General features: G+C 59.6%; 15 protein-coding genes and 1 tRNA gene. 10 read left to right on the top strand and 6 right to left on the bottom strand.

Annotated features, from left to right (window positions below; genetic code table 11):
- Window positions 1-45: 45 nt before the first annotated feature.
- The gene (locus tag HNQ65_RS13685; RefSeq protein ID WP_184340108.1) at window positions 46-1,179 is read right to left on the bottom strand and encodes an aminotransferase class V-fold PLP-dependent enzyme; all 1,134 of its coding nucleotides are present in this window, start codon (window positions 1,177-1,179) and stop codon (window positions 46-48) included.
- A 79-nt stretch (window positions 1,180-1,258) separates the two neighbouring features.
- Window positions 1,259-2,179, bottom strand: a complete 921-nt coding sequence (locus tag HNQ65_RS13680; RefSeq protein WP_184340107.1) for an alpha/beta hydrolase — start codon at window positions 2,177-2,179, stop codon at window positions 1,259-1,261.
- Window positions 2,180-2,280: 101 nt separating this feature from the next.
- On the opposite strand from HNQ65_RS13680, the gene HNQ65_RS13675 reads away from it, so the two are divergent.
- Complete coding sequence (locus HNQ65_RS13675) at window positions 2,281-3,702, top strand: DUF1501 domain-containing protein (RefSeq protein ID WP_221306160.1); 1,422 nt, start codon at window positions 2,281-2,283, stop codon at window positions 3,700-3,702.
- A 59-nt stretch (window positions 3,703-3,761) separates the two neighbouring features.
- On the opposite strand, the gene HNQ65_RS13670 is transcribed toward HNQ65_RS13675, so the two are convergent.
- On the bottom strand, window positions 3,762-6,047 hold the full coding sequence (locus tag HNQ65_RS13670; protein ID WP_184340106.1) for a DUF1549 domain-containing protein: 2,286 nt from the start codon (window positions 6,045-6,047) through the stop codon (window positions 3,762-3,764).
- 152 nt (window positions 6,048-6,199) lie between these two features.
- On the opposite strand from HNQ65_RS13670, the gene HNQ65_RS13665 reads away from it, so the two are divergent.
- The 6 genes from HNQ65_RS13665 (at window position 6,200) to dnaE (ending at window position 14,017) form a co-directional block, all read left to right on the top strand.
- Window positions 6,200-6,856 (top strand): hypothetical protein, encoded by a 657-nt coding sequence (locus tag HNQ65_RS13665; protein ID WP_184340105.1) that lies wholly within the window; start codon window positions 6,200-6,202, stop codon window positions 6,854-6,856.
- A gap of 58 nt (window positions 6,857-6,914) precedes the next feature.
- A complete protein-coding gene (locus HNQ65_RS13660; protein WP_184340104.1) occupies window positions 6,915-7,622 on the top strand; it encodes an HAD-IA family hydrolase in 708 nt (235 codons plus the stop codon).
- A 28-nt stretch (window positions 7,623-7,650) separates the two neighbouring features.
- Window positions 7,651-7,725: transfer RNA gene (locus HNQ65_RS13655), tRNA-Lys, on the top strand.
- A 729-nt stretch (window positions 7,726-8,454) separates the two neighbouring features.
- Entirely contained in the window at window positions 8,455-8,859 is a 405-nt protein-coding gene (locus HNQ65_RS13645; RefSeq protein ID WP_184340102.1) for a hypothetical protein, read from the top strand.
- A gap of 363 nt (window positions 8,860-9,222) precedes the next feature.
- Window positions 9,223-9,672 (top strand): LexA family protein, encoded by a 450-nt coding sequence (locus HNQ65_RS13640; RefSeq protein WP_184340101.1) that lies wholly within the window; start codon window positions 9,223-9,225, stop codon window positions 9,670-9,672.
- Between the two features lie 106 nt (window positions 9,673-9,778).
- Window positions 9,779-14,017, top strand: coding sequence for a DNA polymerase III subunit alpha (dnaE, locus tag HNQ65_RS13635; protein ID WP_184340100.1), 4,239 nt, complete (start codon window positions 9,779-9,781; stop codon window positions 14,015-14,017).
- Here dnaE and HNQ65_RS13630 read toward each other — a convergent pair.
- From HNQ65_RS13630 to HNQ65_RS13620, 3 genes are read right to left on the bottom strand one after another with little or no spacing between them, the layout of a single operon-like run.
- The gene (locus HNQ65_RS13630; protein ID WP_184340099.1) at window positions 13,974-14,348 is read right to left on the bottom strand and encodes a hypothetical protein; all 375 of its coding nucleotides are present in this window, start codon (window positions 14,346-14,348) and stop codon (window positions 13,974-13,976) included. The genes dnaE and HNQ65_RS13630 overlap by 44 nt on opposite strands.
- Window positions 14,330-14,641 carry a hypothetical protein gene (locus tag HNQ65_RS13625; RefSeq protein ID WP_184340098.1) on the bottom strand — a complete coding sequence of 104 codons (312 nt, stop codon included), beginning with the start codon at window positions 14,639-14,641 and terminating at the stop codon, window positions 14,330-14,332. Before HNQ65_RS13625 ends, HNQ65_RS13630 begins: the two co-directional genes overlap by 19 nt.
- Before the next feature lie 49 nt (window positions 14,642-14,690).
- The gene (locus HNQ65_RS13620) at window positions 14,691-17,360 is read right to left on the bottom strand and encodes a DUF4838 domain-containing protein (RefSeq protein WP_184340097.1); all 2,670 of its coding nucleotides are present in this window, start codon (window positions 17,358-17,360) and stop codon (window positions 14,691-14,693) included.
- A gap of 291 nt (window positions 17,361-17,651) precedes the next feature.
- On the opposite strand from HNQ65_RS13620, the gene HNQ65_RS13615 reads away from it, so the two are divergent.
- The 3 genes from HNQ65_RS13615 to HNQ65_RS13605 are packed head-to-tail and all read left to right on the top strand — an operon-like array spanning window position 17,652 to window position 22,405.
- Window positions 17,652-18,218 (top strand): RNA polymerase sigma factor, encoded by a 567-nt coding sequence (locus HNQ65_RS13615; RefSeq protein WP_184340096.1) that lies wholly within the window; start codon window positions 17,652-17,654, stop codon window positions 18,216-18,218.
- Window positions 18,215-21,097: a DUF1549 domain-containing protein gene (locus HNQ65_RS13610; protein ID WP_184340095.1), complete on the top strand. Its 2,883-nt coding sequence runs from the start codon at window positions 18,215-18,217 to the stop codon at window positions 21,095-21,097. The genes HNQ65_RS13615 and HNQ65_RS13610 overlap by 4 nt, the downstream gene beginning before the upstream one ends.
- 12 nt (window positions 21,098-21,109) lie before the next feature.
- On the top strand, window positions 21,110-22,405 hold the full coding sequence (locus HNQ65_RS13605; RefSeq protein ID WP_184340094.1) for a DUF1501 domain-containing protein: 1,296 nt from the start codon (window positions 21,110-21,112) through the stop codon (window positions 22,403-22,405).
- Window positions 22,406-22,436: the final 31 nt, after the last annotated feature.

Raw genomic sequence — 22,436 nt, 5'->3', positions numbered from 1 at the left:
CTTGCCCGCCGCTGAGCGCCTTCTTCACGGGCAGGATTGCCCGTGCTACTTCAGAGCGCTGCGCAGGGTGGCCAGCAGCTTCTCGATGTCCTCGGCGGTGGTGTAGCCATGCACGGCGATGCGGATGCGCCCCACCTGGTGCATGACGTGGATGTTCTGCGCCAGCAGGGCGTCATTGATGGCGGCGGTGTTTTCGTGTTTGAAAGCCACGATGCCGCTGGAGCAGCCCGGCTGCGCGGCGCTGAGCGCGGTGATGCCCAGCTCCTGCAAGCCCGCATGCACCCGGGCCACGAGTGGGTCGGCGTGGGCGATGATCTTGTCCATGCCCACCTTCTCCAGGTAGCGCAGCGAGGCATTCAGTGCATAGAGTGCGGCAAAGCTGGGCATGCCTACGGAAAAGCTCAGAGCGCCGGGCTTGATCCGGGCGCTTTCAAAGCGGTCGGCATCAAACGCATTGGCGATGTGATACCACCCGCCTGCGCGGGTGGTCAGGCGTGCGGCGGATTTTTTCGGGATGCCGATGACACCGCCACCATGGATGCCGAGCGTCCATTTGTGCGTGCTGGAGATCATGATGTCCGCCTCCTGGCAGTCCAGCGCCACGCGGCCGAGCGCCTGCGTGACATCCACGGCGATGACTGCACGCGGGGCCAGCCTGCGGATCATGTCGCGCAGCGGCGCAAAGGCGATGCGGTGGCCGTTGTAGAAGCTCACGAGGCTTACCTGCACCAGCGCGGTGCGTTCATTGAGCAGCGCAGCGAGGTCTGTGAGGTCCAAGGCACCTTCACGATTTTTCCACAGTCGTGTGACAGGGCGTGAGGCCTCCGGCGCGGTGAGCCAGGGCGTGGCACCGGCGGGGAAATCGAGATCCGTAACGACGACTTCGTCCTTGGGCGTCAGTTGCAGCGCGTTGGCCAGAAGGTTGTAAGCCTCGGAGCTGCAGGAGCAGAAGGACACCTCGTCTGTGGCCAGCCCGAGATGGCGTGCGGTGATCTCCCGGCACTCCTCCACGCGTGGAAAGTGGAAGTCGCGCCCACGCATGCCGAGGGACTTGTGGTGCATGTACTCGGCCACGGCTTCATTGACACAGAGAGGTGGGATGCTCTCGGCGGCGGTGTTGAGGTAATGAATGCCTTTGAGGCTGGGGAAATCGGCGGCGCGGGAGGATTCGGTGAGCATTGCGGGAAACAAACGCAGCTCGCGCGGCTTTTCACGCTTGGTTCTCCTGCTTCATAGGGGCGGGGCAGGAATGCCCCGGTTACTTCTCCTGCTTCAGCGCGGGGGCGTTCTCCGGCAGTTTGATCGTGGGCTCGCCGCCCAGGTAGCCGAGGGAGGTGAGGAACTCGTCCATCTTCTTTGCCGTCACCTGGATCCAGGGCTCTTTGTTGAAAAAGCCGTGGGGCTGGTCTGCGGCGGTCCACATCTCGGCGCGCAGGCCCAGAGCGGTGGCTTTCTTCACATACTCGTCGCCGCCTTCCTTGAGCTTGTCGGCGGTGCCAAAGAAGAGGATGGCGGGCGGCGTGTCTTTGCTGACAAAGTTGTTGGGCGTGATGGCCTCCGCCATCTCCAGCGTCATGGGGCCTTCGCCGGTGCTGCGCTGCTTGAAGAGCGTGGCGATGTTCATGGCCGGATTGAAAAGCACCAGGGCGTTGGGTTTGGCGGAGATGTTTTTGTCATCGCCCTCCGCATCATAGGCCGAGGCAAGCGCCGTGCAGGCCGCGAGGTGTCCGCCTGCCGAGCCACCGCCGGCAATGATCTTGGTGGGGTCGATGCCCAGCTCCGCCGCATGGCCACGCACCCAGCGGATGGCGCTCTTGGCGTCCTCCACCGCCTTGTCCGGCGAAGTCTTGTGCACATTCAGGATGCGGTAGTCCGCGCTGATGGCCACGATGCCGCGGCTGGCCAGATATTCGGACTGTGGCACAAACTGGAGATACGAGCCGCTCTTCCAGCCGCCGCCAAAGAAGAACACCACGCAGGGCCGCAGCACCGCTGCCTGCACCTCGCCTTTGGGAGAGAAGACGTGCAGCTTCAGCTCGCCCTGCGGCGTGGTCTTATAGACGATCTCCCTGGTGGCCACCTCGGTGGTGGTCAGCTTGATGAGGGGCTTGTTTTTCCCAGCCTTCTGGGCGTGCAGCGGCAGGGCGATGGCGAGGAGGACTGGAAGGAGGAGACGCATGGCTGCGGCTGAAACGCAGCGGATGGGGGAAAGTTGCAGCGTCAGACACGGGCATCTGCCCAGCAAGAGCTGGCGTGGTTTGTGCGTAGGTTAAAGCAGTGATGAAATCCTCGTCTCCATTGCCGTCCTTCAGCCGCCGTGAGATGCTGCGCAGTTCCTGCGCGGGCTTTGGCTATCTGGCACTGCAAGGGGTGCTGGGCCTCGAATCTGCCAAGGCCGCCGTGGTGGATCCGCTGGCCCCCAAGCAGCCGCATTTCCCGGCCCGGGCCAAGCGCGTGATCTTTCTCCTGATGAAGGGCGGACCCTCGCAGGTGGACACCTTTGACCCGAAGCCGCTGCTGGACCGTGACAACGGCAAGCCGCCGCCCTTTGCGCTGCCGCGCGTGAAATTTGCCGAGACGGGAAATCTGCTGCGCTCGCCGTGGAAATTCCGCCAGTATGGCCAGAGCGGCCTGCCGGTCAGCGATCTCTTCCCGCATGTGGCCAAGCATGTGGACGACCTCTGCGTCATCCGCTCCATGCATGGCACCAATCCCGCGCACGGAGGCGCGCTGCTAAAGCTGCACACAGGCAGCGACACCTTTGTGCGTCCGAGCATGGGCTCGTGGGTCAGCTACGGGCTGGGCACGGAAAACACCGACCTTCCGGCCTTCATCACCATCTGCCCCACACTGGCCCACGGCGGTGTGAACAACTGGGGCTCCGCCTTCCTGCCCGCCCATTGCCAGGGCACGCCGCTGGGAAACGCCAGCATCCCGGCAGACCAGGCGGTGGTGCGACATATTCACAACAAAATGCTCTCCCCGGAGATGCAGCGCGCGCAGCTGGATCTGGTGTCGCAGATGAACCACGCGCACCTGGAGCAGGCCGGGGCCAATGCGGCGCTGGAGGCTCGCATCAATTCCTTTGAGCTCGCCTACCGCATGCAGTCCACCATGCCGGAGCTGCAGGACATCTCAGGTGAAACCGAGGCCACACGCAAGATGTATGGCCTGGATGACCCGGTGACGGCCAACTTTGGCCGCCAGTGCCTGATGGCGCGGCGCTTCGCCGAGCGCGGCGTGCGCTTTGTGCAGGTGACGCATAGCGACAGCTTTGTGCAGTGGGACCAGCACAGCGATCTTCTCAAAGGGCACACCAAGAATGCGGCGGAGGTGGACAAGCCCATCGCCGGACTTCTGGCAGATCTCAAATCCCGTGGACTGCTGGACGACACGCTCGTGGTATGGGGTGGCGAGTTTGGCCGCACGCCGGTGGCGCAGGGCAGCGATGGCCGCGACCACAACCCGCACGGCTTTACCATGTGGCTGGCCGGTGGCGGCAGCAAGCCCGGGACGGCCTACGGTGCCACGGACGACTACGGCTACTACGCGGCTGTGGATAAGGTGCATATTCACGACCTGCACGCGACGATCCTGCACCTGCTGGGGCTGGATCATTTGAAACTGACCTACCGTTACGCCGGGCGGGATTTCCGCCTCACGGACATTGCGGGAGAGGTGGTGAAGGGCGTGATCGCGTAAAGTAGTCCGGTTGCGCCGCAACCGGAGTTCCCAGACCAGTTGCGGCGCAACTGGGCAACTCACTGAATGAAGAAGAACTGCCTCGTGTTCAGCACGGTCCAGAGGACGTCTCCACGGTCGGTGGCGTCGGCGTTGTCGGCGATGGGCTTGAGCAGGGCGTGTTCCTCGGGGGTGGCTTTGCGGCTGAGCAGGCTGAGATAGACAGTGTCAATAACTGCCTCGGGGCCTTCGGCTTTGGCCCGGTCCATGGCGCGGGCGATGACGGTGTAACGGTTCATCAGGTTGCCGAAGACCTTGCCATTGAGCAGCATGAGGGCCTGGCCCACGCTGGCGTCGTCATTGGCATTTTCCACCAGCTCGCGGTCGCTCTGGCCGAATTCGCGCAGGAAGTGACCGTTGGGCGCAGGACTGCGCAGGTCGGCGGCGCGGAGCATGTAGGTGTCGCGGAAGTTTTCCCAGGCGGTGAGGGAGGCTTTTTCGCTCTTGTCATCGACGGCAAAGCGCTGGGCATCGGCGGCATAGCGGGCCTTGGCCAGTTCGGTGAGCTTGGCGCGGCGCTGCTTGGCCAGAATGGCGAGGGCCTCGTCCATGCTGAGGTCTTCACCTTCCTTTTTCAGCTTGAGCACGGCGGCCACTTCCTTGGCAAAGTCTTCGTCCTTGGTGAACTCGGCCAGCTTGCCTTCGCGGGCCAGTTCGGCAAAGCGCTTGAACCCGGCGTCATAGACCACGGCGTCCACCGCTTCGTCGATGTGCTTGCGCTGGTTCTTGATGAGATCCCGTGCTTTGCGGATGGCGGCCTCGTCCTTGGCCTTGGTGGCGGCCTCCATGCTCTCCTGGGCGGCGCGCACTTCGGCGGCCAGTTCCTTCTGCTTCTGGGCCACTTTGATGGTGCACTCCTGCAGCTGCTGGGGTGTCATGCTTTCCAGCGCACGGTCCAGCCATTCGACGCGGCGCAGGGCCACCTCGGCCTCCACCTTGGTGGCGATGCTGGGCTGGTCGGCGTTGGGTTTATAGAGGGCCACCATGCTGTCCCAGATCTGCTCGGCGCTCATGCGGCGGAGGAGGGGGCCGGGGAAGTGGTAGATCTCGCCGAGTTCGACGTCCTTGGTGTAGGCCTCGCGCTGGTAGGCCTGGGAGTTCAGGATGGCGCGCAGGACCACCTTCATGTCGTAGTTGGCCGCCTTCATGGTGTCCTCCAGGAAGGACATGAGTGCGGGATTGCTCGGCACGGTGCTGTCGGTGATCTCATCGACAGGCTCGATGATGCCCTGGCCCATGAGCTTTTTCCACAGGCGGTTGGCAATCACGGTGGTGAAGCGGGGATTGTCCTTGCTGGTCATCCAGGCGGCGTAGGAGTCCACGGGCTTGACGCCGTCCTTCACGATGCTGCCGTCCTTGCTGAAGGAGGCGGGAATAACGGGGGAGACTTTCTGCTTGGGCTTGGCGTCGGTGTATTGGTAGTCGTGCGGGAGGAAAAGCGGCTTTTTATCTGTCTGATCGAGGACGGTGTTGTAACGCAGCGGGCGTAAGATCTCGGTCATGGCGCGGCCTACATCCTTGCGCTCGATGCCCTTGGGCAGGGGGAATTTGGAAACGGCACCGCCGTAGCGGTTGCTCTTGTTTTTAGCAGCGCCGCCGCCGTAGATGGCCTGGGCCAGCAGCGGGTTGGTGAGGCCGTTGGTGCTGGTCATCCCGTAGGTGTGGGAGGCCATCTGGTAGTAGTCCATCTGGGTCCACTTGTCGAAAGGGTGGTTGTGGCACTGGGCGCAGACCATGCTGGTGCCGAGAAAGATCTGGGTGGTCACCGCCATGTTATCCAGCGGCATGTTGTAGTCGCGGATGTAAAAGCCGATGGCACCATTCTCATAGGATTTGCCGTCGGCGGTCACCACTTCGCGCACCATCTGGTCGTAGGGCTTGTTTTCGCGCAGGCTGTCCTTCAGCCACCGGGAGTAGCCGTAGAAGGCGGGCAGGCTCTGGCCGCCGCCGACCATCTGGCTCTTCATGCGGAGGATGTCGGCCCAGTAGTTGTAGAAGTTCTGCACATAGCCGTCGCTGGCGAGGAGCTTCTCGATGAGCTTGGCGCGCTTGTCGGTGTCGCTGCTTTTGAGAAACTCGGTGGTCTCATGCAGGGTGGGGATGCGGCCGACCACATCCAGATACACACGACGCACAAAGACCTCGTCGCTGGCGGGCTTGTTGGGCTGGATTTTCTCCTTGGCCAGCTTGGCATTGACGAGTTCGTCGATTTTGGCTGCGGTGGCCTGGAGGTCGGGGGCTGCCTGGGCCATGAGAGCCGAGGTGGCGAGCGAGGCAAGGAGGGCGCAGAGGGGATTCAGCTTCATGAGGGCGCGTGGGGGAGGGGGATGGCGCGATAACGACCTGATGAGAAGTGTCTTTCAAGCTGATGCTGCCTTTCAGATTGAATTTAAAACCGATTGGCGGATTTTAGCTTTGACAACCTGACCCACTTTCCGACAGAATCGCCCCTTATTCTATGAAATTGCTCCTGCCCCTTGTTCTGCTTTCCACACTCGCATCCTGCACCTTCGTAAAGACCAATTCTCGTCCTACGGCTGCCGTGCCCTGCATTGCTGCTCCGAACGCAAACCAAGGCCTGTCCTATGTCAGCCAGGGCACCAATCTGGCTGTGAACGGAGTCTCCGACGGCGTGGATGACGTCAGCAACGGCATCGGCAAAGTGGCCGACCGCCAGGCTCGCGACTACACCAACATGGGAGAAAACGTGGTGTTCCGCGCTGATGACGTCGTCTATCGCGAAGCCAACCGCTACACCGACTACGGCATGGACACCATCGACGACGGCGCCACCTTCGGTGCCCGCGCCCTGCGCCGCTGGCCTGACTATGTGACCGGCACTGTGCAGCGTGGCATGGTGGCCACCAAGAAGGTCTATCAGAGCGCCATGTACTCCTACGGAGACGCTGTCAGCCGCGGCCTCTTTGGTGCTGTGGACATCATCACTCCTCCTGAGCCCAAGCCCTACATGGTGGGCAGCCTGAACGAACTGAGCCCCGGCTATGCTCTTCCCGGCTCCAGCTGGCATTGCCGCCTGCCTCAGATCCCCGTCGAGCCTGAGCAGGAAGTCACCGCTGGCAAGAACCCGAAGAATCCGGTCACGGCTTCCAAGTAATTCTATCTGATTTCTCCAGGGGAGCGGCTGCGAAGCCGCTCCCTTTTTTTATGATGTCATGGCACTGAGCACCTTGTTTTTTGATGCGGCAGGCACGCTGATCCGGCCTGCAGAGTCCGTGGGCCAGACCTATGCGCAGCATGCGCAGAAGCTGGGCATCGAGGCTGATCCTGAGACCCTCATGCAGGCCTTCCGCGCAGTGTGGAAGCAGACACCGCCGCCGCTGTACCCGGTGGGGCAGCCGTCTGCGGACGATGACCGCGGATGGTGGCGCACGCTGGTGGGCGATGTCTTTGGCCGGGTGCATGGGGCGCCGCTGCAGGAAAGCGTGCTGGACGAGCTGTTTGACGGGCTTTACCGGCACTTTGCCAAAGCCGAGGCCTGGCACGTGTTTGATGATGTGCTGCCCGCCCTGGAGGATCTGGCACGGGATCACCGGCTGCTGGTGCTGTCCAACTTTGACCGCCGTCTGCACAGCATTCTGGGAGGGCATGACCTGCTGCGCTTTTTTGATGGGGTGGTCATCTCCAGCGAGGTGGGAGCGGCCAAGCCACATGCGCGCATGTTTGAGACAGCGCTGGAGGCTGCGGGCTGCCAGCCGGGGCAGGCGCTGCACATTGGCGATGATGTACGCTGCGATCTCGGAGGGGCGCAAAGCTGCGGCATCCATGCCTTTCAAGTGAAAAGACCTGAAAGCGATCTGGGCGTTTTGGTGCAGAAAGTCCGCTCCGGGGCATATTCTGGCTTGCGCAACCCTGACTTATGAATACATACCCGCCCCCTTATTCAGGGATGCGCAGGTAGCTCAGCGGTAGAGCAGTTGGCTTTTAACCAATTGGTCGAGGGTTCGATCCCCTCCCTGCGCACCACTCTCAAAGAGAGTGGTTTATGAAAAAATAAGGTAACAAACGCTCTCTCTGGGAACATTATGGGAACAGATTCCCCCGTTGTTCGCCATGTTCCATCTTTGTCCAAGCGCTGGCTGCATGGGTTCTTGCCAGGCTTGGGGCAAATCTTCACGGCGGCTAACTCAATGCAATGGCGGTTCAGCCTTTCCGGGGCTATGCAGACCAAAATGGACGAGCTAACCCTATCTCCGCAGCAGACGCTAAGCCTGCGATCTCAGATCCGTTCGCAAAGCTGGGCGGGCGACGGCAGCAGAGGCGCTAGCTAAGGCGCTGCGGATTTACGGCAACTCTTCAGTTCGCCCCCGGCAATGCTTGCTTTGGCGACCGAACACAGGTGGATTATCAACCTGGAAACTATCGCACGACTTCGTGAAAAATATTGAACCATCAAATGCAGTTGCCAATAGCGCTTCAGACGCGGTTACGGCATCGCCGAGTCCGAAGCCTGCCATTTCGGAACCTTCCGATCTGTTGACATTGTCCGAGCTTGATTCCTTGCGGCAGGACATGGATGAGGCCCGTCGGTTCTACCTGGCAAAAACACGCCAGAGCATTGGGAAGGACTTCGCCGTTCACACGCAGCCGCCTACTACCCCTTGACGAAGGCAGGACGGTCCCTTTCATCGTCTGCACAATCCATCAAAGACTCTCAGCGGACATAAAGCGGGTTGACGTCCCATCTCTAGGAACATGAATTTGGACCAAATGGACAAGCTTGCTACAGCACGCCAGCAACAGACTGATTTGCCTCATGAGCGTGTGATCACGATGATGAACTTCAAGATCATGGCTGCCGTTCATGGCAATCACGACATCCCGGAAGGAAAAGGCAAGGTGTATCCCATGACAGCAGGCGGCTTTATCCAGCTCGACAGCCAGTGGGACAGTTGGATACCCTTGGAGAACGAAAACTTCTACGACCAGGTTTTGAGGGTTTCCTTCACACCGGAATTTTTGGACCGGCGAGAAAGATCGAGGCAAAAGCAGATCGAGCTTTATATGCAAAGTCCCTCTTGGCGAAAACGCTGGGAGAAAAATCCACGTTATTTCGATGAGTGGGACCCTCCTGGTGTGTGTTGGATCGAGGAGAAATGAGATCGTGGGTTTATGTCAATGAGACCGGGCCGCAGGCTGTGTAGGCGTGTAATGCCAGGATGCGCTTATTGACTGCGGCCGCGATTTCTTGGGCATCGTGTAAACTTGTGATTTCCCGATGAGGCTGGGGCGACAATTGGTGCCTTGATCCGTCCGCAGCATCCGCAAAACAGCCATCAAATGGTTGCCTTTTGCCGATCCAAGAGCCGCTGGGGTGGCAGTGGTATAGCGAGGATGGCTCTAGGCTCCTAGCAAGCTACTGGCAACCGGCCTGATACCTCCTCGCCGATTTTGCTACCCGATCAGCTTTTTAAGTCAGGGGTTGAAACTGCGACAGCTTTAAATACTGTTCTTTAGAACAGCATGAAATTCCTGCCCAACCTGCAAGTCCTGGCCGTGCTCTGGCACGCCGATACTCACCCCTGGATACGCCAGCAAGTGCCGCTACTAGGCAGCATCATCGCCGGGAGCCCCGAGGTGCAGGAGGGTAGGATTGATACCTGTGTGGACATTGACCCCTCAACCTTCAGCCTGCCGGGGAATGCGCGCACCTTTGCCCTGAAGGTGCGGGGTGACTCGATGCGCAATGCTGCCATTCTGGAGGGTGACATTGTCATCATGGAGTTTAGAGAGCCCAAGCATGGGAATGTGGTGGCTGCGCTGATCGACGGGGAAACCACCTTGAAGCGCTACGTGCTCAAAGATGGCGTGCCGTATCTGCGGGCCGCGAATCCCAAGTACCCCGATCTCATCCCGGCCCGCGAGCTGGTGATTCAGGGGGTGATGGTGGGGCTGCTGCGGCTGCCGAAATGAATCCCGTCTTCGCAACTTCACTCTCTTCTGAAAATGCGAACTATGGCAACTTTTGCCCTCTCATGTTGATGGAGCTTTTGCCCAGCATTGAAGCCCTGAAGAAGCCGTGATTCTGCACTTTGATGCCGATGCCTTCTTTGCTTCTGCCGAGCAGGCAGCGGACAAGCATCTGCGCGGGCGTCCGGTGGCCGTGGGCGGAGAGCGGCGCGGTATCATTGCCTCTGCCAGCTATGAGGCGCGGCGCATGGGCGTCTATACCCCGATGCCCACCGCTAAGGCTAAGAAACTCTGTCCTGGCCTGATCGTGCTGCCGTGCAATTTTGACCTCTACGAGCGCTTTTCGCGGCTGATGTTCAGCTATGCGTATGACTTTACGCCCCTGGTGGAGCAGGCTTCCATAGATGAATGCTACCTGGACCTGAACGGGGCACGGCATATCCGGGCGGGGAGCGCTGCGGAAAAGATGCAGCGGGCGATAGCTCAAAGTCTCAAGCTGTCGGTTTCCGTGGGCGTGGGCAGCAACAAGCTCGTCTCGCAGATTGCGAGCAAGCTGCGCAAGCCGCACTGCTTCATTGAGATTTCACCGGGGCACGAGCAGGGCTTTCTGTGGCCGCTGGAAAACAAATGGCTGCCGTCGGTGGGGCCGCAACTATCCACCACGCTGAACACGGCAGGCCTGCGGCAGATTGAGCACATTGCCAGAACACCCGTGGAGGAGCTGGCGCTGCTGGTGGGCAAAGGAGCCCCCGCCCTGCATGGCTATGCGCTGGGGCTTGATCCCCGCCCCGTTATCTGCGAGCCACCAGAGGCCAAGAGCTACGGCGAGCAGGAAACCTTAAATGCCGACACCACCGATGAAGCCTTCATCCTGGCCCGGCTGCGGGCAATGGCGGATTCTCTCATGCGGCGAGTAAGGAATGACCGGAAGAGCATCCGTAGCGTGACCCTGCGGCTGCGATACAACGACATGGACGAGGTGCAGCGCTCCACCACACTGGAGGAGCCCACGGCGCTGGAAAACGATGTTTATCCCCTCATCACCGGCTTGCTGAAAAGAGCGTGGGAAAGGCGCGTGAGCGTGCGGCTGGTGGGGCTGAAATTCAGCAAGGTGTATGAAGCCAGCCTGCTCTCGGTGCTGCTACTGGAGCCTGCGGACATGGTGCGCTGCCAGTGGTACAAGCTGGCGGGTGTGGTGGATGCTCTGCGGCATGGCGGCCATAGCGTCATGCGCGGGCATGACCTGTGGCTGAAGATGAACGGAAACACGGGGCGCGAACTGCTGCCCAAGACCAAACCTGTGGCAGGCCAGACCGTGCAGACCACGAACCGCGTGCTGCGAGAGCGCCCGAGCACGGACCAGGTCATCGTGCGGACTCCGGCAGACTGCCGGGCCGTTCCTGCGCTGAATGTGCGGAGCTGTTTCAGCTTCATGGATTCGGCTTTGACCATCCCGGCCATCATCGAGACTGCCGCCGCGCATGACGTGCCTGCCGTGGCCATCACTGATCCGGGGCTCTATGCCGCCGTGCCGTTCTTTCAGGCGGCGAGCGCGGCGGGGATCAAGCCCATCATCGGCGCGGAGCTGACCTGCCAGAAGCGCAGAATGCTGGCCTATGCGCAGAATGTGCAGGGGTATCGCAATCTCTGCCGCCTGCTCTCCGCCCCCGTCACACCTGCCGCGCTGCACGAGCACGCGGAGGGGCTGCTTATCGTGCCTGCCGATAGCGAGGCCGTGGCGCTGCCTGAGATCCGATACAGGAGCCGGGAGGACTTGTCCTTTTTCAACGTGCTGCAAAGTATGAAGACGCTCACGCTGCTCAATGAGCGGCACCCGGAGAAGCGGCGCGGAGACTTCGCCTTTCATGTCCCCGGAGAGTGGGGGCAACGCTTCACGCCAGCGGCCATGCAGGCGGCGAGAGACATCGCGGAGCAGTGCGAGTTTGCCTTTGATTTCAAAACCCTACGCTTTCCCCGCTACTTGCCGCGAGATGGCAGCACGCCTGCCGCTATGCTGCACCAGCTGGCGCATGAGGGCCTGCAGCGGCGCTATGGCAGCAAGGCACCAATGCATGAAGCGCAGCTACGTGAAGAACTGGCCATCATCGCGGAGGTGGGGTACGAGGACTACTTTCTGACCGTGTGGGACATGCTGCAAGAATGCCATGCGCAGGGCATCGGCTGGATTACCCGAGGCAGCGCGGCGGATTCGCTGGTGTGCTATGCGCTGGGCATCTCGAATGTCTGCCCCATCCGCTTCGAGCTTTACTTCAAACGCTTTCTCAACCGGGACCGCATGGCGCTGCAAAAGCTGCCAGACATCGACATCGACTTCGCCCATGACCACAAGGACGACGTGGTGCGCCTGTTGCTCTCGCGGCACGGGCCAGAGCACGCGGCCATTGTGGGCGGGTTTAACACCTTTCAGGCGCGGGCCGCCGTGGCGGATGTGGCCAAGGTGCTGGGCGTGGCGGAAAACGAAATCCGCCGCCTTACCGAGCATCTGCCGTGGACAGATGCCAGCCATGTGGCCGATGCGGTGGCGCTCTCCCAGGAGTGCGCAGACCTGCCTTGGCAGGAGGAGCCGCTGCGCACGGCGCTGCTCATGGCGGGTCGGCTGGATGGCTTCCCCCGCTATGCCAAGATGCACCCCTGCGGCGTAGTGCTCTCGCGTGATCCCATCCGGGACCACTCCCCCACCTTCACCAGTGCCAAGGGCTGGCCTACCACGCACTTTGACATGGATGCTGTGGAGGCCGTGGGACTCATCAAGCTGGACATCCTGGCGCAGGGCGGGCTCGCTGTGCTGCGGGACGCACAGGCGGAGCTGCGGGGAACGGCTCAGCATGTCGATCTCGCGGCGCTGGAGGTTGGCGGCATTGGAGGCACCGAATCCCCCGCCCGCACGCACGATGCGGCCCCGTGGAGTGATTCAGGCGTTTGGCAGATGATTGCCAGCGGAAACGCCCGTGGGGTGCATCACATCGAAAGCCCCGCCATGACGAGCCTCGCCTGCATGGCCGGAGTGCGGGACATCGACTGCCTCGTGGCCATCGTGTCGGTGATTCGTCCCGGCGCTGCGAATGGATTGAAGAAAGCGCAGTTTGCCCGCCGTGCGCAGGGCTTGGAGCCTGTGACCTACACGCACGAGAGCCTGGCCCCTGTGCTGCGCTCCACCTTTGGCGTGGTGGCCTATGAGGAGCACATTCTGCAAATCTGCGAAGCGTTCGCGGGTCTGGCTCCGGGGCGGGCCGATGTGCTGCGGCGTGCGCTGGTGAAGCTGGACGCCCGCAAGGTGCAGGAGGTGCGCGCCGAGTTCATCGCCGCAGCGCGAGAGCGAGGGCGCACGGACAAAGCGATTGCCGCCGTGTGGGAACTCGTGGCGGGTTTCCAGGGCTATGCGTTCTGCCGTGCTCACAGCACCGCCTACGCCGTGGAGGCCTATCAAGGGGCCTACATGAAGCACTATCACCCGGCAGAGTTTCTGGCTGCCGTGCTCACCAACGGCAGGGGCTTCTACTCCCCGTTGGTCTATACCCTGGAATGCCGCCGCCTGGGCATCGGGTTTCTGCTGCCTTGCGTCAACATCGCCGGCGATGGCTTCCGTGTGGAAGCATCGGACACTCCGCACGGGACGCCCACCGCATCGCGGGGCAAGGCCATTCGTGTCCCTCTGCGCTGCATCAAGGACTTGAGCGAGGGAATGCTGTTCCGCTGGCGCATGGAGCTGGCGCTGCAGCCTTTTGCGAGTGTGCGGGACTTCTGCGAGCGTGTGCAGCCAGAAGGGCAGGAGGCGCTGAACCTCATCCGCTGCGGAGCGTTTGACGGCTTTGGACCCTCACGCACAGCGCACTTCTGGCATTGCCTGCACAGCACGCATGACCGCAAGGCGGGCGAAGGCTGGCTCTTCAGCCAAGGAGAAGAGCACAAGCTGCGCGCCACCTTCCGCGCAGAGCCGGGCCTGCAACAACGCCTGGACGATGAAGCGGAGCTGCTGGGCTACACCGTCACGGGGCATCCCCTGGACCGCTTCCCGAATGTGGACTGGCGCACCTACTGCCCCATCTCCGAACTACACCACTACAAGTACCAGCGCGTGACTATCTGCGGCCTCATCATCGTCAGCCGCTCCCACCTGCAGCAGGACGGCCAGCCGATGAAGTTCATCTCCATCTGTGACCGCACCGGCATCGTCGAATGCGAAATCTTTGCTGCCGCCTACCGCGCTCATGGCCTGGCTACCGTGCGGCATCCTGTGGTGCAGGTGACTGGCGATGTGAAGCCCTTCGACAACGGCCAGGGCTTTACGCTGGATGTGTGGCGGGTGGCGGGGCCGCGTTTGTTGTAAGGGAAACAAAGAAAGTGCTGACGGCGAGATTGAGGCTGGGCGCTGTCTTCACAAATAAAACGCCTTTGTGGCAAGGAGAGAACCTGGGTGAAATTGCCGCAGCCTCACCAGCTACTCGATGGCCTTGAGTTCGCCCTCGACCTGCACACGCCGGGGTATATAGTAGCACTTCGGACTCAGTCAATGTGGGCAAGATCTCCTTGGCGCTTCGGATCGCGGAGTTGATGCCGGCGATGCTTTTGTCCATTTCTGCCAGCCGTTCTGCGACAATATGTTGATCGCCGGGAACGAAATCAAAGACATAAAGTTGGTTCAGCAGCTTGCGTTCCATTGAGACGCTGATGAGCTGATTGATGAGCAGGTCTCTATTTCCGCTTCCAACTCGCCCAAGTTGATTTGATTCGAAATCTTCTGCCACCGATCCGCCGTCTCCACCGAGTCGAGCGCGAACGAAATATCATCCAGCAGCAGCTTGTCCTTATGCTTCTTTTCGTTGTGACACTCGACGCAGTAGTCTTTGAAAATGAGCTGTGCTTTCCAGCCATCCGCGCCGTCAGGGGCATCGGCGGCGTGCAAAGAAGCGAGCGACGTGAGGAGTTGGAAGATGAAAAAGGTGGGTTTCATGGCAAGGGATATTGATGTTGGATTCATCAACCATTGGGAATGATGGACATCAAAAGAGCAACTTCCCCAGAGCCTTGATTGCCGCGCCATATGGTGCGTCAAGCCAGAGAATGCTCTGCCCATTGCGACCGCGACTAGCGTTGAAGCCCCAATTTTCGCCGGGCTTGGGTGCACCGCCGAGGTCGGTGAAGGGAATCTTGAACCATGCGGTCCAATTGCGGTCGGGGAGCGTGTAGGGTCCCTTTTTGCCGGTGACGCTGAAGCGGACCTGCCAGGTGCCGTTCCAGGCTTTGTCTTCGACGAGGTCGCGTTTACCCGGGGTGAAAACGGCGTCGTAGCGCGAGCCTTCGACGGGGTTCGCGGCGATGCGATACAGCTTGCCTCCGGCACTCGGCGGAGCGATGGCGAGTTCGACATACTCTTGGTCGAAGGTGTCTTTGTCCGGCTCTCGCTGGTAAAGATCCTCCGGGTGCGCGTGCGGATGCAAGCTCTCAATGCGCACATAAAGATGCGTTTGATCACGAAACAACTTCATGCGTGTGGAGATGTTAGCGAAAGGCATGGACTCATGCACGCGGAAGAAGGACTCGGGCACGGTGTCCCAGGCTTTTGAATCAATCGCTGGCTCATTGTCCACGCTGGCGACCTTGAGTTCGTGCTTGTCGGACAAGACACCGGCGCGGATCGCCTTCGTGTCCCAGTTGATACAGGACTTGTTCCACTGCTGCTGGTAGCCTTCGTTCTCCAGCACCGCGTGTGTGTAGAAGTGGCCGCAGAACGGTGTCATTTGAGGCCAATCGGAGAGTGGCTTGAAGGACGAGCGACCACGCCCGCCGGCCATCTTTTCCAAGCCCGCGTGCCATTCATCAATCGCGTCCATGAGCGGATCCAGGTTCACTTGCGAGGGATTCATGGTCCACGCATTCTGAAGATAGAAGATGCGCGAAAGCTGCCTCGCGTAGTTGAATTCAATGCGGATCAAATGCAGCCGCGCGAGCACATCTGCGTCCTTTGTGATGGATTCCGCGCGAGTGAGCAGGCGATCCGCATCGGTGCAGAACTCCGGCGTGTAGAGGTTCATCACGTGCCACTTGCTGTCGTGATACAGCGAGCGCGAATACTTGCGATCCCACGCGGACATGAAGACACCGAAGAAGTCGGAGTAGATCGCCATGTTCGTGTGCAGCAGATTGAAGAAGTCGTTCATCGTTTTCGCTGCGTCGCCGAAGGCTGCTTCGCAAAATTCGTCCTGCAGCGCGCGCCAATCCGCCGCAGGATCATCCATCAAGCGACCATAGACGTAGTAAGCCGGGGCTTGCAGACCTTTGACATAACCCAGCAGACCATCGCGATGCGACCACTTCACCTTGTTGCGCTCAATGGTTCGAACGACTTCCGCCATATGCTCCGGCGTGCGTTCGGCGATGTATGGTCCGGCTTGTCCGAAGCCCGTAAAGGTCTCTTCAAAGCCGCTGATGCCAGCGGGAAACTCCACGCCCGCGAGCTTGTCGAAGTCATGCTGCGAGGCGAACTGGATATCCGGGATCACATTGTCCGGGAATCGCTTGATGATGTCCGCAGAGATGGGCGTGTCTTGGTAGTTCAGCACCACAAAGCGCACGTCTGGATGCTTCGCACGAGCGCGCTCCGCGATGCGGAAGTAGGCTTGCCAGAGCTTGCCACTGGTGCCGCGTGCGCGGACACCATCGAACGATGTGACCTTTGAACCAAAGAGCTTAACGCAGTCATCGCAGTTGCACTGATCGAGCCGGAAGCCATCCATGGATTTCAGGTGAATGAGCTTGTGCCCCTCTGCGATGCGCTTTTCCACCTCCGCGAACATAAGGTCCTGCACGCCACGATTCGTAGGGCAATGCGGCACGAGGTAATCGGATTCGAACCTCAGCTCGCACGCACGCTTCCCTTCGCTTAACAAAGCGAAAAATTCCGGGTTCGAATTCGCATACTTCTCCATCGGCATGACGTGATACCACGATACCTCGCCTCCCTGGAGCGAACCGAGACACGGAAAAAAATTGTTCGCGATGTTGAAGAGCGTCTCGTGCGAGTTGTCGAAGTTCGCCAGCATCAGCGGCACCTTCTTGCGATTCAGATCAGCAGGCAGCGTGATCTTCGTCATTGGCAGGACGGCGATGCTGCGCAGGTCGATCGCCAGCGGTTCTGCGTCCTTCGCGTGCTGCGCTTTCACGTTGTCGCTGGGATACATGTTTGGCTCGGAGTTGATGAAAAGGAACCTCACGCCCATGCGCTCACGCAGAAAGTCGCACACGCCCTTCACCGTGCCGAGCAAGGCCAACGGCATTTCACCGCCATCGCTCTTCCTGGCGGAGTCACGCTTGTCGCGACCCGCGATGATCACATCACGCCCGATCACCTTTTGGAAATACGTCCAGTCCTTAAGCGACTCCAGTGCCACGCCATGCGCCTTCGCGAACTGCGTCGCGCCGAGATACAGCCCGGGCTTGTCCTTCGCCTTTGCGCCTTCGGTCGTGATCGCGATCTCAAAGCCATTCTTCGCGAAGGCCGCCTGCGTCAGCCGCGCCGACAACCTCAGCCATCCGTCCACCAATACATCGCCAGTCGGGTCCGGCACGATGATCTGGTAGTCGCTGACCTTGTGCTCCGCGATGACGAGGTCTTCTGCATACAATGCTGTCGCGAAAAACAACGCGGCGAGGATGAGCAAAATTTTTTTCATGGGTGAGTTTGGAAGTTGATAGTGCTTTTACCCAAGCCGGATCAGGGCAGCGGTCGAAATTTCTGTCGAGTGCATCGCGTTGGTCTTCGAGTCTTCTGGCCACTCCTCGGCGAGCTTTGCCAGCATTTAATCACTGATGACAACATAGCGACCATATGGCAACCGCAGGATGTCAATGGCGCGATTTTTCCCGGTGAGCCATGCCCAGCTCATGAGAATTAAGGTCTGATCAGTCAATTTTTGTTGCCACACTTCCACGACAAGCGGCCATATACACAATGAATGGTCAAGATGACGCCTTCCCCAATTCCAAACGACATCACCCTCGCTAGGCAAGCCGAAACGGGGGACGAAAGCGCATTCCGTCATTTGATGCAGCGGCATTTACAGTCGCTGCGTGCCTTTATTTCGTTACGCGCTCCCATCCCCGATTTAATCGATGAAGTGGCGCATGACGCCTTTGTCTTTGCGTATCAAAACATGAAAGACTTCAAGGAAGGCTCCTTGCAGCCTTGGCTGCGCAGCATCGCTCACAACATATTGCGTGACCGCATGAAAGCCTACGCACGGGACTGCGCCAAACACGAGCGGTATTCTGAGCAGGTCCGCTGGGAAATGGCGCTCGAGGATTCTGACAAACCCGTGAGCGACGAGTCAGACCATCTGGCCACATGCATTGAAAAGCTGCGCTATCATCAGCGAACCGTCCTTGATCTCCGTTACGAGGCGGGACTTAGCAGCGAGGAGATTGCCCGGCGCACCGGGCGCAGCACGCTCGCGGTACGGACCCTGCTGATGCGTGTGCGTCAACAGCTTCGCAAATGCATTGAATCCCAGATGGAGCAAAAACCAGCATGAACAGCGACCTTTCCATCGAAAAGGCCCTGGAAGGAGTGCTTTCTAATGAAGAATGGAGGCTTCTTGCCAGTGACCCTGATACGCTCAAAGAGCTGGAGCAGCAGCTACGCATGGACGCATTGCTGCGTGTGGTGATGGATAATAGTGATGCCTCCGCCGCACTTGAGGATGCCGTGCTTGCCAGCATCAAGCTAGCTCCAGCGAATGATCTAATCCGTGAAATCGAGGCGGCTACGACAGGTCGCCGCAGACACCGTTGGTTCATCCGTATGCCACACTGGGGCGCGGCTGCGGCTGCAGTGTTCGTCGGTTTAATGGCCGGAATGCTGGCGTGGCCGCAGATCTTTCTGTCATTAGATCTTGCTCCTACAGTAGCCGTTCGCACCGGCAGGCGTGTGATATTGAATGGCCGTATCATCGCCACCCCTCTGGATCATCCTGCAGCCCCCCCCAAGCCGGCTCCCACCATTACTGCCCCTCCCGTCATGGCCGAGACGCCGGTCGTAATGGAGAAGAGCCCTGAGCCTATGGCTGCTTCTTCCTCCGCACGAGATCAAGCTCCTGCTCCTGCTTCCCTCGTGGCCATACCCTCGCCCAAAATGGACGCAGCTCCTGTGCCTCCCAAACCCATATCTATGGAAACCGGGGTCGTGCCTGCGATGAATCTGGCATCAAAGCCAGCCGCTGAGGGCGGGCCAGAGGAGATGGCTATTTCATCAAAGATCGATTTTGAGCGGCAGATACTTCCGATTCTGGAACGCTCCTGCTTCGAATGTCATAGCAGCAAGCTGCCAAAGCCCAAAGGGGGCATCCGTCTGGATGACCTCGAAGCCATCCGCGAAAAAAGCCAGACCGACAACCTTGTGCTGCCTCACAAGTCCTCCAAGAGTACATTGATCAAGTCCATCTCGCGCAGTTCTGACGATGAGGATCTCATGCCTCCGCCCAACGAAGGCAAACCGCTGACCAGCGATGAAATCAGGCTTTTTCGTCGCTGGGTCGATGAAGGTGCGAACTTCGGTTCATGGACCTCAATGCGTGCAAAAGAAGTTTCTATAACAACAGTCAACGAAGCCGTCGATTTGACACGACTGCAGCAGGTGGCTGCCCGCATTGATCAGCTCATTGAGCTGGATCTCGCCAAGCATGCGGAAGAGGCTCGTCCGATGGCCGGCGAATTCACCTGGCTGCGTCGTGTTTATCTCGATCTCATCGGACGGATTCCCACCAGTGAGGAAATAGGCCGTTTTATCAACTCCAAGAACCAAGCCAAGCGCGGCCTTCTTATCAACGAGCTGCTGGCCTCCAACGGTCATGTCAGCCACATGTTCAACTATTGGTGCGATCTGCTCCGGGCCAAAGACAAGCTGGCCGAAGGCGTGCAGGGAGACTTTTATCTCGCCTGGATCAAACAGAGCGTGCGAGACAACAAGCCCTATGACCAGTGGGCGCGTGAGCTCCTCAGTCCACAGGGTTATGGCTGGCGCGCACCTGCAGCAGGCTATTACCTGCGCGACGGCGAAAACCGCGCCGCCAATATTGAGAGCACTGCTTCACTCTTCCTTGGCGCTCAGATCTCCTGCGCGCAGTGCCACGACCATCCCTACAATCGCTGGACGCGCAAAGAATACCATCAGTTCCTCGCTTGGACATCCGGCATACACACGGCCACGGAGGAGGATGCCGTGGGAGATGTCGATAAAAAAGCAATCAAAGAAGCTGTCGAGCACTATTCGCATCTGGCTGATGCCAAGAGATCAGATGACTATGAGCGTACGCAAAAATACGCACGCATCAGAGATGCGCTGCTCTCACTTCAGAGAGCGGCCGGTGGCTCAGGCGTAGTCAATGGAGAGGGTGGTCATGCCAGACTGCCGGATGACTACCAGTACCCTGACGGCAAACCGGGAGAGCTTATTCCTGCAGCCACTCTTTACGGGACAACACCTGCCGCCGGCACGCGGCCTGCGGACACACTGGCCGCCTGGGTTACTTCCCCAGACAACACGCGCTTCAGTCTGACACTGGCCAACAGGCTGTGGGCCAGGCTGTTTGGAGCACCTTTCGCAGGCAGAGTCGATCAAGTGCGTGAAATATCCGACTGTGCCAATCCCGATCTGGCCCAATACCTTGTGAATGTGGTACGCGAGACCAAATACGATGTGCGACAGCTCCTGCGCATCTTCTGCCTTACCAAGGCGTACCAGCGTGAAGCGGGGCTTCCGCCACAGGACGCCACCGTTGCATATCGATTTCCTGGACCTGTGGTGCGCCGCCTGACTGCGGAGCAGATCTGGGACTCCATGATGGCTCTGGCTGTTAAAAATCTCGATGCCAGCCTTGATTTCGAAGCCCCTGGTGTTGCCGCACTTGAAGCCGCCGTCGCTGCAAAAAATGTCGGCGATGTGACTGCCGTGGCGCGCAAAATTGCTAGTTTGGAGGAACGCGAAATGCGTGCCGAGGAGCGGCGCTCACGCCTGCGCAAGGAAATGGCCAGGGAGTTTTCAGGAGGAGGATTGGAACGCGCATCCGAACTGCCCCAGCCAACTCCCGACGGCCATTTCCTGCGAATGTTTGGCCAGGGCAGCCGCGAATTTATAGGCGATGGATGGAGCGCCTCCACCGTTCCCCAGGCTCTGCTCATGCTAAACAGTGATTTTTTTGATTACGTCGCGCGTTCCGGTAGTCCTCTCTCGAACAGTCTGCGGGGACTCAATAATATTCACGATGCCGCCCGCGGTTCCTTCCTGGCAGTGCTGACCCGCGAGCCAACCCAGGCAGAACTCGACGAGTGTAAAAAAATCCTCGGCGAGACACGCAGTGCAAAGGCACTCGCGCGCATGCTGCTTTCCACCGCTGAATTCGTTTTCCAAAAATAACCTGCCGCTTTTATGAAGAGCTCATTAAACCGTCTTGATGACATCTCACGCCGTGAATTCATCACCAACATGGCGCGCACCTGCCTGGGAGTCAGCCTGATACCGCCTACGGGACTGGCACGCGCCCTGGAAACCAGCGCGCCAAAGTTCGCCAGCCATGTCATCTATCTCTACATGCGCGGTGGCATGAGCCACATTGATACGTTTGACACCAAACCTGACGCCCCTGCGGGACACCAGGGCCCGGTCAAAACAATCAAGACCAAGGCTGATGGACTGACACTTTCCGGTTATTTACCAAAGCTGGCGGAACACAGTAAAAAGCTGGCCGTTGTGCGTTCAATGCATCACACCCAGGGGGCTCATGAGCCAGGGCTCTACAAGGTGCTGACGGGCTATGAGCTGTCCGCTTCAGTGCGCCATCCTGCCCTTGGTTCCTGGGTGGCCAGGCAGGTTGTCCAGGGAAGCTCCACACTGCCTTCTTACATCCGTCTCGCCGGGCTGGCAGGTCATCCTGGCAGCGGATTTATGGACGCACGATATGCCCCTGTGCCGGTGCTGGACGCCAGCAAAGGCCTTGAGCACACCGCCCTCCAAAATGGCGACTCCATGTCCAGCTTGCGCAAGCGCAGCGGCCTCGCCGAAAAACTGAACCAGGACTTCTTCTCCCGCTACCCCATGGCTGATGTCAAAGCCCATGCAGATGTCTATGCCGATGCCATCAAGCTCATGACAAGCAAGGATCTGGAGGCTTTTGACATCACTCAGGAAAAGAGCCGTCAGTTGGAAGACTATGGAGGCGATGATTTTGGGCGGGGGCTTTTGCTGGCACGAAGGCTCGTTGAGCGTGGCACCAAGTTTGTCGAGATCGAACTCGGCGGGTGGGACACTCATACGGACAATTTTGTGCAGGTCGAATACCTTGCCGGTCGTGTAGATAGTGGAGTGAGCGTCCTGCTGGAAGATCTGGAGTCACGGGGTTTGCTTGAGAGCACATTGGTGGTGCTTACCACGGAATTTGGTCGTGGCCCCAAGATCGAGGGCACCGGACGTGGTCACCATCCCATCGCATTTTCATCCTTCATCGCCGGCGGGGGAGTGAAAGGCGGCCAAGCATACGGCAAGACGGACGAAACCGGCACGCACGTGATCGAAAATCCTGTGACCGTTCTCGACTTCCACGCCACCATTGGTGCCCTGCTGGGGGTCCCACCGCAGGAGATCATCTCCGCAGGAAGCGGAGGAAGTTTCAACATCTACGGCGGTACCGGTGCCAAACGAGGGGTTCCCATTGCCGCGCTGCTTTAACTACAGAATATCTTGGGGCGAAATGGATTGA

Origin of the sequence: Prosthecobacter vanneervenii, assembly GCF_014203095.1 — a bacterium.
GTDB lineage: Bacteria > Verrucomicrobiota > Verrucomicrobiia > Verrucomicrobiales > Verrucomicrobiaceae > Prosthecobacter > Prosthecobacter vanneervenii.
This window is presented reverse-complemented; position numbering and strand designations above follow the sequence as displayed.

What these genes read in the sequence shown, in the direction of transcription:
- HNQ65_RS13645 (WP_184340102.1), top strand. Translation starts at nt 8,455, where the DNA reads ATGAATTTGGACCAAATGGACAAGCTTGCTACAGCACGCCAGCAACAG.
- HNQ65_RS13620 (WP_184340097.1), bottom strand. Translation starts at nt 17,360, where the DNA reads ATGAAAAAAATTTTGCTCATCCTCGCCGCGTTGTTTTTCGCGACAGCA.
- HNQ65_RS13670 (WP_184340106.1), bottom strand. Translation starts at nt 6,047, where the DNA reads ATGAAGCTGAATCCCCTCTGCGCCCTCCTTGCCTCGCTCGCCACCTCG.
- HNQ65_RS13615 (WP_184340096.1), top strand. Translation starts at nt 17,652, where the DNA reads ATGACGCCTTCCCCAATTCCAAACGACATCACCCTCGCTAGGCAAGCC.
- HNQ65_RS13625 (WP_184340098.1), bottom strand. Translation starts at nt 14,641, where the DNA reads ATGAAACCCACCTTTTTCATCTTCCAACTCCTCACGTCGCTCGCTTCT.
- HNQ65_RS13660 (WP_184340104.1), top strand. Translation starts at nt 6,915, where the DNA reads ATGGCACTGAGCACCTTGTTTTTTGATGCGGCAGGCACGCTGATCCGG.
- HNQ65_RS13605 (WP_184340094.1), top strand. Translation starts at nt 21,110, where the DNA reads ATGAAGAGCTCATTAAACCGTCTTGATGACATCTCACGCCGTGAATTC.
- HNQ65_RS13665 (WP_184340105.1), top strand. Translation starts at nt 6,200, where the DNA reads ATGAAATTGCTCCTGCCCCTTGTTCTGCTTTCCACACTCGCATCCTGC.
- HNQ65_RS13640 (WP_184340101.1), top strand. Translation starts at nt 9,223, where the DNA reads ATGAAATTCCTGCCCAACCTGCAAGTCCTGGCCGTGCTCTGGCACGCC.
- HNQ65_RS13685 (WP_184340108.1), bottom strand. Translation starts at nt 1,179, where the DNA reads ATGCTCACCGAATCCTCCCGCGCCGCCGATTTCCCCAGCCTCAAAGGC.
- HNQ65_RS13610 (WP_184340095.1), top strand. Translation starts at nt 18,215, where the DNA reads ATGAACAGCGACCTTTCCATCGAAAAGGCCCTGGAAGGAGTGCTTTCT.
- HNQ65_RS13675 (WP_221306160.1), top strand. Translation starts at nt 2,281, where the DNA reads ATGAAATCCTCGTCTCCATTGCCGTCCTTCAGCCGCCGTGAGATGCTG.
- HNQ65_RS13630 (WP_184340099.1), bottom strand. Translation starts at nt 14,348, where the DNA reads ATGGAACGCAAGCTGCTGAACCAACTTTATGTCTTTGATTTCGTTCCC.
- HNQ65_RS13680 (WP_184340107.1), bottom strand. Translation starts at nt 2,179, where the DNA reads ATGCGTCTCCTCCTTCCAGTCCTCCTCGCCATCGCCCTGCCGCTGCAC.